The organism is Mesorhizobium sp. RSR565B, assembly GCF_054719465.1.
Map to the genome: position 1 here is coordinate 5,424,767 of NZ_JBTTIE010000001.1, position 10,538 is coordinate 5,435,304.

Annotated in this window: 10 protein-coding genes; 8 read left to right on the forward strand and 2 right to left on the reverse strand. The window is 61.6% G+C overall.

Features of this window, described 5'->3' with window-relative positions; genetic code table 11:
* Window positions 1-9 precede the first annotated feature (9 nt).
* From ACYG9R_RS26150 to ACYG9R_RS26160, 3 genes are read left to right on the forward strand one after another with little or no spacing between them, the layout of a single operon-like run.
* Window positions 10-1,554 carry a sugar ABC transporter ATP-binding protein gene (locus ACYG9R_RS26150; RefSeq protein ID WP_023824889.1) on the forward strand — a complete coding sequence of 515 codons (1,545 nt, stop codon included), beginning with the start codon at window positions 10-12 and terminating at the stop codon, window positions 1,552-1,554.
* On the forward strand, window positions 1,551-2,555 hold the full coding sequence (locus ACYG9R_RS26155) for an ABC transporter permease (protein WP_023726632.1): 1,005 nt from the start codon (window positions 1,551-1,553) through the stop codon (window positions 2,553-2,555). Before ACYG9R_RS26150 ends, ACYG9R_RS26155 begins: the two co-directional genes overlap by 4 nt.
* Window positions 2,556-2,558: 3 nt before the next feature.
* Complete coding sequence (locus ACYG9R_RS26160) at window positions 2,559-3,524, forward strand: ABC transporter permease (protein WP_023672667.1); 966 nt, start codon at window positions 2,559-2,561, stop codon at window positions 3,522-3,524.
* A 199-nt stretch (window positions 3,525-3,723) separates the two neighbouring features.
* On the opposite strand, the gene ACYG9R_RS26165 is transcribed toward ACYG9R_RS26160, so the two are convergent.
* The gene (locus ACYG9R_RS26165; RefSeq protein ID WP_023824888.1) at window positions 3,724-5,124 is read right to left on the reverse strand and encodes a Do family serine endopeptidase; all 1,401 of its coding nucleotides are present in this window, start codon (window positions 5,122-5,124) and stop codon (window positions 3,724-3,726) included.
* Window positions 5,125-5,569: 445 nt separating this feature from the next.
* Between ACYG9R_RS26165 and ACYG9R_RS26170 the strand changes: the two genes are divergently transcribed.
* From ACYG9R_RS26170 to ACYG9R_RS26180, 3 genes are all read left to right on the forward strand, one after another.
* Window positions 5,570-6,181: an ATP-dependent Clp protease proteolytic subunit gene (locus ACYG9R_RS26170; protein ID WP_023824887.1), complete on the forward strand. Its 612-nt coding sequence runs from the start codon at window positions 5,570-5,572 to the stop codon at window positions 6,179-6,181.
* Between the two features lie 68 nt (window positions 6,182-6,249).
* A complete protein-coding gene (locus ACYG9R_RS26175) occupies window positions 6,250-6,678 on the forward strand; it encodes a GFA family protein (RefSeq protein ID WP_050590559.1) in 429 nt (142 codons plus the stop codon).
* 47 nt (window positions 6,679-6,725) lie between these two features.
* Window positions 6,726-7,793 carry a M42 family metallopeptidase gene (locus ACYG9R_RS26180; RefSeq protein ID WP_023824886.1) on the forward strand — a complete coding sequence of 356 codons (1,068 nt, stop codon included), beginning with the start codon at window positions 6,726-6,728 and terminating at the stop codon, window positions 7,791-7,793.
* Between the two features lie 129 nt (window positions 7,794-7,922).
* On the opposite strand, the gene ACYG9R_RS26185 is transcribed toward ACYG9R_RS26180, so the two are convergent.
* Complete coding sequence (locus ACYG9R_RS26185; RefSeq protein ID WP_023696169.1) at window positions 7,923-8,747, reverse strand: SIR2 family NAD-dependent protein deacylase; 825 nt, start codon at window positions 8,745-8,747, stop codon at window positions 7,923-7,925.
* A gap of 936 nt (window positions 8,748-9,683) precedes the next feature.
* Between ACYG9R_RS26185 and ACYG9R_RS26190 the strand changes: the two genes are divergently transcribed.
* A complete protein-coding gene (locus ACYG9R_RS26190) occupies window positions 9,684-9,854 on the forward strand; it encodes a hypothetical protein (protein WP_023672674.1) in 171 nt (56 codons plus the stop codon).
* 39 nt (window positions 9,855-9,893) lie between these two features.
* A complete protein-coding gene (locus tag ACYG9R_RS26195; protein ID WP_023738740.1) occupies window positions 9,894-10,391 on the forward strand; it encodes a hydrolase in 498 nt (165 codons plus the stop codon).
* Window positions 10,392-10,538 lie beyond the last annotated feature (147 nt).

Below are 10,538 nucleotides of genomic sequence, written 5' to 3' on the forward strand. Positions count from 1 at the left end.
AGTTTGACGATGACCGCTCAGCCGGACCAAGCCGCGCTGCTCCTGGACATGCGTGACATCCAGAAGCGTTTTGCCGGCATCCCTGCCCTGGCCGATGCCTCGCTCCAGGTTCTTCCGGGCGAGATCCACGCACTCATCGGCCAGAACGGTGCGGGCAAATCGACACTTATCAAGGTGCTCACCGGCTATTACCGCCGGGATGCGGGGCAGGTGCTGTTCGAACGGAAGCCGTTCGAGGTTGGGTCTCCGCATCAGGCGCAGGTCAGCGGTATCAGCACCATCTACCAGGAGATCAATCTCGTACCGCTGCGCTCGGTCACCGAGAACATCTGCCTTGGACGCGAGAAGCGCCGCCGCAGCCTGCTCGACTGGAGCGCGATGCATGCGGAAGCCGAGCGCCTGCTCAGCCGCTTCTCGATCGGCATCGACGTGCGCCGCCCGCTCAGCGATTTCAACACCGCCACGCAGCAGATGGTGGCGATCGCCCGCGCCATCGGCTTTTCCGCCCGCCTGGTCATCATGGATGAGCCGACCTCCTCGCTGGACGAGCGTGAAGTCTCGGTCTTGTTCAGCGTTATCCGTCAGCTCAAGGCCGACGGCGTCTCCGTTCTGTTCGTCAGCCACAAGCTCGACGAGTTGTACGAGGTCTGCGACCGGGTCACGATCATGCGTGACGGCCGCACGGTGCGAAGCGCGGCGATGAGCGACATCGGCAAGCTGGAGCTGGTCGCGGCCATGCTCGGCCGCGACGTCGCAGCCGTCGAAGGCCACGCGACCGCGTTCGGCGAACGCGATCGGTCGAGGATCGGTGATGTGCTGTTTACCGCGCAAAGGCTGGCAGCCGGCCAGTTGGTCCGTGACGTGAGCTTCGACCTGCGCCGCGGCGAGATCGCCGGCTTTGCCGGCTTGCTCGGCGCCGGCCGCACCGAAACAGCCCGCCTCGTATTCGGCGCCGACCGCCGGAGCGCAGGCGAGATGACGATGGAAGGCGCGTCCTACCATCCCGCACGTGCCGCTGATGCCATCGCCGCAGGGATGGGCTTCTGCACCGAGGACCGCAAGGCCGAGGGCATCGTGCCGGAAATGACCGTCGCGGAGAACATAACACTGGCACTGCTGCCGAAAATCAGCCGCAATGGCATCCTGAACGAGGCCCGGCAGAAGGAGATCGTCGAGCGCTTCATTCGTGAACTCGACATCAAATGCTCGGGGCCTAACCAGAAGGTCCGCGAGCTGTCGGGCGGAAACCAGCAAAAGGTACTGCTTGCCCGCTGGCTGGCGATGAACCCGAAGCTGCTCATCCTCGATGAGCCGACACGCGGCATCGATGTCGGGGCCAAGGCCGAGATCCAGCGCCTAATCCGCAAGCTTGCCGATGACGGGCTCGGCGTGCTGATGATCTCCTCGGAACTCGAGGAAGTGATGGAAGGAGCCGACCGCATATTCGTGCTGCGCGAAGGAGTGAGGGTGGCCGAACTGGAAGGCCAGGCAGCCAACGAGGAGGACGTGCTCGCGGCGATGGCGCATGGCGGCGCGGCGAAGGAGGCAGCGTGAGCGATCTGGCCACACCATCCGCAGCCAACGACGCTGGAAACCGCCGCTTTGATGTGTTCGGTTTCCTGGCGCGCTACGGCACGGTGATCGCGCTTGTGCTGCTGGTCGTCTTCAACCTTGCCTATACGCGCAATTTCGCGACGCTGCAGACACTCAACGTCAACCTGACCCAGGTCTGCACGATTGTGATCGTCGCGGTGGGGATGACCCTGGTGATCGCCACCGGCGGCATCGACCTGTCGGTTGGGTCGCTGATGGCGATCTCCGGCGCATTGGCGCCGATGATCTTCATGGGCACGATCTTCCCGGTCGGAAACATCTATCTGGCGGTAGCCGTCGCGATGGTTGCCTCGATCCTCGTCGCCGGCCTGTTCGGGCTGTTCAACGGCTGGTTGGTCTCGCGTTTCCGCATCCAACCGATCGTCGCAACGCTCGTGCTGTTCATCGCCGGGCGCGGGATCGCGCAGGTCATGACCAACGGCAATCTGCAGACCTTCCGCGTGCCGCAATTCCAGTGGATCGGACTTGCCCGCCCGCTCGGCATTCCCGCGCAGGTCATCATCATGGCCGTGCTGGTTGCGGCGGCCGCTTGGGCCCTTCACCGCACGGTGTTCGGGCGAAGCATCCTGGCGGTCGGCGGCAATGAAAAGGCCTCTGAACTCGCCGGCATCGCCGTATCGAGGATCAAGCTCGCTGTCTATGCGATCAGCGGCCTGTGCGCGGGGCTAGCCGGTCTCGTCGTCATTGCGATCAACTCCTCCAGCGACGCCAATCTCGTGGGGCTGGGCATGGAACTCGACGCCATCGCGGCGGTCGCGGTGGGCGGCACGCTGTTGAGTGGCGGAAAGGCCACAATCATCGGCACCCTGCTGGGCGCACTGACCATCCAGTTGGTGCGCTACACGCTGCTCGCCAATGGCGTGCCCGACGCCGCTGCGCTCGTCGTCAAGGCCGGCATCATCGCATTCGCCGTCTGGCTGCAGCAGCAACACCGGGTGTAATCCATGAACAGCGCCAGACTGGTTCGCATCATCGGCACTTACGGTGTCGTCATCGCGCTTGCAGCCCTCGTCCTGTTCGGATTCCTGCGCTACGACCGCTTCCTCGGCCTCTTCAACGTGATGAGCGTTCTGCGCTACAACTCGATGTTCGCGCTCGTCGCGCTCGGCATGTGCTTCGTGATCATGACCGGCGGCATAGACCTGTCCGTCGGCTCCGTCGCCGCCTTGGGCAGCGTCGCGTCGGCCCTGGCGAGCCCGCACGGCATCGTGGCAGGCCTTGCAGCGGGCGTTGGCGCCGGCCTGGCAGCCGGGCTGATCAACGCGCTCCTGGTTACGCGCGGCAACCTGATGCCATTCATCGCCACGCTTGCGACCATGCTGGCCGCAAGCGGCTCGGCGCTGCTTCTGGCCGGCAACCAGACCGTTTCGGTGTCTTACGATTCGGGTTTCACCGCCATCGGCCAAGGGAATTTCTGGATTTTCCCGATTCCGGCAGTCATCGCCCTGGTTGCCTATGCGGTCGGCTCAGTGGTCCTGAACTACACCAGCACGGGACGGACGGTGCTGGCCATCGGCGGTGGCGAGGATGCCTCGCGGCTGATGGGGCTGCGCACTGACCGCGTCAAATTTCTCGTCTATGTCGCAAGCGGGTGCCTGGCCGGGCTCGCCGGCGTCGTCCTCGCTTCTCAGTTCGGCGCAGGCCAGCCGATCGAGGGCGTCGGCTGGGAGCTGTTTGCCATCGCAGCCGTGGTCGTGGGCGGGACGCTGCTGACCGGCGGCTCGGGCTCGGTGTTGACCACGCTGGCCGGCGTGCTCTTGCTCGGGATCCTTTTCAACGTCCTGAACTTCGAAAACGGCATGGGTTGGATTTCGCTGTCAGCCTACTGGCAGTCGGTGATCCGCGGGCTGTTTTTGCTCGTCGTCGTCCTTCTCCAGGCACGGCTTACGGCAAGGCGCGAAACTGCCTGAGGATGGCGAGCACACTCGAGCACGACGAGCTCAAAAGAGCTCTGACGCTGCAGAATAAGTGCGCGTTGCGCGCCTGGCCAATGAGCGCATCCCGCAAACTTTCTGCGGCGATGCTTCCCCGTTGCACCTGGGCTCCGGCGCCTTTGGAGCGGATCCGCAAGCGGATCGTGGTGCAGTCACATGGCCGTCCTGGAGACGGTCATTTCCCGGCGACCGCCACGAACACGGACTGCCCCTGCCTTTCCAGCCGAAACAGGATGGGCTTGCTCTGCCGGCGAGAGTTCGCCCACTCCTCGACGATATCCGAAGGCTCCGTCACGCGGCGATCGTTGGCCGATATGATGACATCGCCGGGCTGCAATCCGCTCCGGGCGGCAAGGCCATCGGGAACCACTTCCACGACGAAGACGCCGGTTGTTCCTGATTTGATGCCTAGCTGCTGACGCGCCTGATCCGGAATCGGGCTGAGGGATAGGCCGAGGCCTTCGGCCGCCGACTTCTTGTCGGGAACAGCGCCGGTCTTCACCTCCGCATCCTTGCGCTCACCGATGACAAGCGCGATCTCCTGGTCCTTGCCGCCGTTACTCCGTGTCAGAGTGGCCTTGCTGCCAGGCTTCTGGCTAGCCGTCGCAAGCGTGAGGTCATGGACACCCTCAATGCCCTTGCCGTTGAACCGGGTGATCACGTCACCCGGCTTCAAGCCGGCTTTCTCCGCCGGGCTGCCGGGCTCAACCGAAGCAACCAGCGCGCCCTTGTCATCCCTAAGCCCGAGGGCCTCAGCCAGCGACGGCGTGATGTCCTGCAGGCGGACCCCGATGAAGCCGCGCTCGATCCGGCCGGTTCGGATCAGCTGGTCGGCGATGCTCTGGGCGGTGCGCGATGGCACCGCAAACCCGATTCCGATGCTGCCGCCCGACGGCGAGACAATGGCGGTGTTGACGCCGATCACCTCGCCACGTGCGTTGAACAGCGGACCGCCCGAGTTGCCTCGATTGATCGACGCGTCCGTCTGGAGAAAATCGTCGTACGGCCCGGCTTGAATGTCTCGCGAGCGGGCCGAAAGGACGCCGACAGTGACTGTCCCTCCGAGCCCGAAGGGACTGCCGATCGCGATTGTCCATGCGCCCGGCTGCATTGCATCCGAGTCGCCCCATTTGGTCGTGGTCATGTTGGGCCGCGGGTCGACCTTCAGCACCGCTATATCGGTGGCGGGGTCACGGCCGACCAATTGCGCCGGCGCCGTTTCCTTGTCGGAAAATACGACATGGATCTCTGTCGCATCGGCAACGACATGGTTGTTGGTGACGATGTAGCCGTCGGCACTGATCACAAATCCGGAGCCAAGCGCCTCCCTCACCTGCGGCTGAACGGGTCCGAGGCCCTGGCCGTCGAACGGACTTGTAAAGTCGCCCGCCGTCGTCTGGTCCTGGACAACCTCCCGGGTCGTGATCGCGACCACGGCCGGCAATTTCTGCTGGATGATCGCTGTGAAGTCGGTCGGGGTATCCTGGGCCAGGACAGGCGCCACGCCACTGGCCGAGAGCATCAGCGCAATCGCGATCAAGCGCGTTGCAAATCGTCTTTGCATATCGTGAGACATTGCTGGACCTCCTGCCGGACAGCCCCGGCCGCTCGGCCGCGCCGCGCGGAGCCGGTGCTCCGGACGCTAGAACTGCCAACAAAGCTGTTTGTTTCAGCCCCCCGGAAAAATGGCACGGCCAGGAAAAATAGCCCGACCGCGGGGGTCCGGAAGGCAGCAGCCGGGAACCATTGAGGCCGTCGAGTTGAACCGTCCACAGGACTGGTCCCGGACGTGGCAGAAATCAGCAAAGCGACTGCGTCAGCTCCGGCAAATGCCCGATATGCCCATGGAGCCAACCTAGCGGCTGAGGTGCCTCTACCGGGCCTGGTGCGAAAAGGATCTGCAATGAAAGAGGGAGCTCCACAGCCGCCGAGAGACGCGGCTGTGATCACCACCGCTCGAACTCCCTCAAGGGAACAAAAGGGTACCAACTAAGTTCGGCCCCCATAATGAGGATGCCTATATGGACCTGTTGCCCCAGTCTGCCGAACACACCGTCTCCCCGCCGCCCGCTCCAGACCTTCACCGGCTTTTGTTCGATCCAAACTTGCGTATACACGGCTTGATTGATGACACTGTCGTCACCAAAGCCTTGGACGATTTGAAAGCCGTGCGTTCCGGGGAAGACGATCTCTACGTTGAAATCGACACGCCCGGAGGCGACGCCGACGGCGCGCGACGTCTAGCTCTAGAGTTCAAACTTTTTCTGAAACACTCGGGCCGCAACGGCTACATCATTGGCAAGAATACGGTTTACTCTGCCGGGGTAACGGTCCTTGCCGCTTTCCCGAAAGCCTGCAGGTTCCTTTGCCCGCAAGCAGTCCTGCTGATTCATGAAAGAAGGCTTGAGAAAGACTTGGTTCTGAATGGACCAATTCGAAGCTGTCTTCAGATCGTTCGCGAACAACTTGCGCTGTTGGAAACGGCAGAGCGACTCGAGAATGAAGGGTTCGCCGATCTCGTCGAAGGTTCTCGAACATCGCTGGAAGAGCTGCGCGACCATGCCCTGAACAGCTGCTACCTGGTGGCAGCAAGAGCTTTGGAGCTAGGCCTTGTTGAAGACATTGCCCATTAACTTGATGCCTCGATGCAAACGGCAGAGCGGAGTCAAACACGCTTGCCTCACTCATGTCGGCGGCGACCATGAACGACGAGTTTGACAAGATAGAGCGGGCCGGCGGCTGTCTTTGCGGGTCTGTGAGGTATGTTGTCACCGGCGCGCCGTTGCGCGTTGGCTTGTGTCATTGCCAGGATTGCAAGCGAACTAGCGGCAGCACCTACAGTGCCTTTGCCGTGTGGCCGCGGTCGGCTTACCAGTGCAAGGGCGAGCTTGCGGCGTTCAACGGCAGAGGTTTTTGTCCGGCATGCGGGTCGCGCGTGGTGAATCTCCGCGACGACGAAGCCGAGATCATGATCGGCACTCTCGACGATGCGCCAAACGACCTTCTCCCGACATACGAGCTTTGGACCCCCCGGCGCGAAGCCTGGCTCCACAACCTGCCTTGGGCTGACCAATTCGCGGGCGATCGCACCGAAGAAGGCCAAAATTGGCGCGAGGCCCGACGAGTATGATCATGCTCGAATGGCCCTCCACCCCTTGAACCGTGAAAGTCAGCTTGATGCGCGATGAATCACTCAAGTTCTTGAAGGAAATTGTGGCGACCCCGTCGCCGAGCGGCTTTGAGCAACCCGTAGCGGAGCTTTTCCGCGAGTATGTTCGTCCGTATGCCCACAGGTTGACGACGGACGTCATGGGCAATGTCACGGCGATCATCAATCCTGAGGCGTCTGTGCGCTTCATGTATGCCGGGCACATGGATGAGGTCGGCTTCATCGTCCATTACATCGACGATGACGGCTTTCTTTTCTTCAGCACCATAGGTGGAACGGACGTTGCCACTGAAATCGGCCAGCGTGTCTGGGTGCACGGCAAGGAGCCGATCCTGGGCGTCGTAGGTCGCAAAGCAATCCAGACGTTCAAAGCCTCTGACACATCTCAAACTCCCTCGCTGATGGAACTATGGATCGATATCGGCGCGAGTTCGCGAGAGGAAGCGTTGAAGGTCGTAGAGGTCGGCAGCGCGATCACTATCCACGGCGAGTTTGCGGCGCTACAGGGCAACCTTGCTGTCGGACGAGCGTTCGACAACAAGGTTGGCCTCCTCATCGGCGCCGAGGTCCTGCGCTGCCTCTCCGAGGAGGGAGGCGTTCACCCCGGCGTGGGCCTCTATATCCTGGGTACGGTTCAAGAGGAAATTGGGTCCCGAGGCGCGATGACCTCAGCGTTCAACATCGCACCTCGAACCGGCCTCGCAATCGATATGGGCGTGGCGATGGACTATCCGCGCGCTCGCGCCGAGGATCAGGGCAAACTGGACCTTGGGAAAGGGCCGGCAATCACTCAAGGCGCGAACACCAACCCGGTGGTGTTCAATCTGCTGAAGTCGGTGGCCGAGAAAGAGGGCCTACCTTATCAGCTTCAGGCGGTGGGCAGCTCAAGCCCTACCGACGCGCGTGTCATGCAGCAGAACCGAGGCGGCGTGGCAAGTGGAGTGCTCTCCGTGCCTTTGCGTTACATGCATACCCCGTCCGAAGTTGTTTGCCTGGATGATGTGCAAACGACGATTGACCTTGTTTGTGCATATTGCCGGCAATTGACGCCGGAGATCGACTTCACGCCAAGATGATCGCGGCGGGATTGATTGTGGAAGTCCTAGCTCCAACAGTCGCTGATCTGGTGCCTGTCGGCCACCGCCTGGTGCGTCGGTCACCGCGCACCTGAGAAAACCCAACTGCAGTCCACTGGGGAGCGCGCCTCAGGTCACCCCCACCGCTTCCACCAAACGCCTGAGGAAGTCCGTCAGACCGGCTTCAGGATCATCACCTGCGCCAACGAGCACCGAAATACCCCAGCGCCCAAGCACGGCCTCCTCCACAGGGTTGCGGCTGGGCATGAAGATGAACGAAGGGGGACGATCTTTCTCATATCCAGACCGGTGCCAGGTCTGCCAAAGCCGGTGCAACAGCAGCCGGATGTTTGGATCGGAGAGGCTATAGCCAATGAACAGGATCGTGCTGCCGAGAGCATCGGAGCGAAAGCGGACATCAAGGGGAGAATTGAAGGACAGGCGGTCAAGATAGTCGGTTTCGGTGAGGACAAGGGAAGAGTCCTCGTCAAAGTCGCCGTGAAATTTCACGATGTGCGTTACGCCTCGACGGGCCTGCGCAACGTGCCGTGCGTTGGCCACTTTCACGTACTCTCGACCGTGGATTTCAAAAGCGAGTTCCAGGTTCCGGTCATAGTTCGTCGTATAGATGACGGGAAAATCGAGCGTCACGATGAGTCGGTGCAATTCCGATTTCTCGATCCGTTCCTTGGCGACAGACCAGTTTCTGTCCATCCAACTGCGAAGTGGTCCGATACTGCCATGCTTGATCCGATAGTATTCGGCCAAGGTCTGAAAACGATCGCGTCGCGTGGAAAATTCATCGTCGACGCCGAGCTCCTTTGCCATTCGCTCGATGAGTTTCTCCCAAGACGGAAGTCCGACGCTGATCGATACCCCCGCCCCCACAAACAAAATTGCGCTGCGATGACGAATTGCATTGGCGAGCGAATCTATAGGATCATCATCGTTCATGGATAGGTCCTCCGAAGCCACTCGCGTGGGCCGGACCTAAAGGTGCGTGCCCCGTGCGCGAATCTTGGACTTGGTCCCGCAATTCGAGCCAGCACGGCGCACTGCGGGAGCATCGTGCCCCGCCGTCATCGACTAAATCGGATCGACCGTGCACCAGCCAGCCCAGAGGGGGCGGCCCTTGCAGTCCTGCCGAGCCGCTTGCCACCCGAACCGAGGTAGCGGCCGCGAGGACACTGGCTGTGAACTGGAACCGGCGGTGTTGCGGTTTACTGGCCACGTTGATTCAGTTCTGCGCCAGCCATATTGCGCAAAACGCTATCGAGTTTCGCATTCACCAAGAGGTTGCGCCGCTTCGCGCCGATAAAGATGGCGAGAGAGTAAATCATTGTAAGAACAGAGATCATCGTCATTCCGGCCTAAACATCAGCGGCCGGAGATGTTCCATGCGCCCGGAAATATTCCAGTGCAGGTGTTTTTAAATCGCCGAAGCTACGCGCTCAATGCGCGGTTGGTTTCGTGTCCAGGGCGGACGAATTAGCGCAAGGCGGTATTCATCCTCCTACATCGGCGGCGGACTGAAGCGAAATGCTGGTTGTTGTCCCCCAGAATTGCAATGAAACGCCGATGCTTTGCATGCGGCCCGGAACAAATGCTCGCTTGCACAGTTCGAGCCATGCAGCGGTCGACCCCCGCGCTGCAAGATCGGTAGCCCGATCGCCCGCGCCGGCCCCTCCCACGGCGCGGGCTTTCGTTTGAATTCACGCTGTCGGGGTTGGAGTCGCTCCGCCGTTGTCGCGAGCCGGCTGATATACGCGCTGTCTGGGGCTCGCGCGGTGTCGGCGACATCGGCATTCGCGCAGTCCGGCAGGTCAGCCCATGCACGGGAACAACGCGGCACTGTGATGGTTTGGTGGCCTCGGAAGGTGGCAGAGAACGATGGGCAAAAAGCCCAAACAGCACGCAAAATCCACGGCGGATCGCGAAAAGGCGATCGAGGCGCTCTACTTCGCGCGCAAGTGCGGCCTTACGAAGGAAGAGGCACTCAAGATGCTCAGGGAAGCCCCGATCGGGATCGATGATGAAGCCGAAGAGCGCTCCGGCAGTTAGAGGCGACCGCCAATCGCGCATCGCAGCCGGCCGCGGCGCATGATCTTCTTCACTTCCGATACGCATTTCAACGATCCGCGCATTCTGCGCCTCGACCGGCGTCCCTTCGCCTCGTTGGTCGAGCATGACCAGGCGCTGGTTGCGTTTTGGAACGAAACGGTTGGCCCGAACGACGAGGTCTGGCACCTCGGCGATTTCGCCAAGGGTCCAGCCGAGACTGTCTCTTCACTGCTGTCGTCTCTTAACGGGTCCAAGCACCTGATTATTGGCAACAATGACAGCGCCGCCACCATTGGCGACCCGGCCTGGGCGAGCGTGCACCACTACATGGAGCTTCTTGTCGAGGGCCGCTTGCTGGTTCTGTGTCACTATCCTTTTCGCACCTGGAACCAGATCGGCAAGAGATCGGTAAACCTGCACGGTCATTCGCACGGTCGTCTGAAGCCGATGACGCGCCAGCATGATGTCGGCGTCGACGCCTGGGGGTTTCGTCCGGTAACCTTTGCTGCCATTCAGGCCAGTCGCCGGCGGGGTTAGCCCGGCAGAACGCCGGGCGAGCGAAGGTCTCAGCTTTGCGGGATTCGAGCCGACGAGAGGCCGTCTGTAATCCTGCCGGGCCTGCCACAACGCGACAATCCTGGTTGGGCGACTTCAAATAGGAGAACTGCTTCATATATGCGGTTT

What these genes read in the sequence shown, in the direction of transcription:
- ACYG9R_RS26150 (WP_023824889.1), top strand. Translation starts at nt 10, where the DNA reads ATGACCGCTCAGCCGGACCAAGCCGCGCTGCTCCTGGACATGCGTGAC.
- ACYG9R_RS26160 (WP_023672667.1), top strand. Translation starts at nt 2,559, where the DNA reads ATGAACAGCGCCAGACTGGTTCGCATCATCGGCACTTACGGTGTCGTC.
- ACYG9R_RS26165 (WP_023824888.1), bottom strand. Translation starts at nt 5,124, where the DNA reads ATGTCTCACGATATGCAAAGACGATTTGCAACGCGCTTGATCGCGATT.
- ACYG9R_RS26170 (WP_023824887.1), top strand. Translation starts at nt 5,570, where the DNA reads ATGGACCTGTTGCCCCAGTCTGCCGAACACACCGTCTCCCCGCCGCCC.
- ACYG9R_RS26175 (WP_050590559.1), top strand. Translation starts at nt 6,250, where the DNA reads ATGAACGACGAGTTTGACAAGATAGAGCGGGCCGGCGGCTGTCTTTGC.
- ACYG9R_RS26180 (WP_023824886.1), top strand. Translation starts at nt 6,726, where the DNA reads ATGCGCGATGAATCACTCAAGTTCTTGAAGGAAATTGTGGCGACCCCG.
- ACYG9R_RS26185 (WP_023696169.1), bottom strand. Translation starts at nt 8,747, where the DNA reads ATGAACGATGATGATCCTATAGATTCGCTCGCCAATGCAATTCGTCAT.
- ACYG9R_RS26190 (WP_023672674.1), top strand. Translation starts at nt 9,684, where the DNA reads ATGGGCAAAAAGCCCAAACAGCACGCAAAATCCACGGCGGATCGCGAA.
- ACYG9R_RS26195 (WP_023738740.1), top strand. Translation starts at nt 9,894, where the DNA reads ATGATCTTCTTCACTTCCGATACGCATTTCAACGATCCGCGCATTCTG.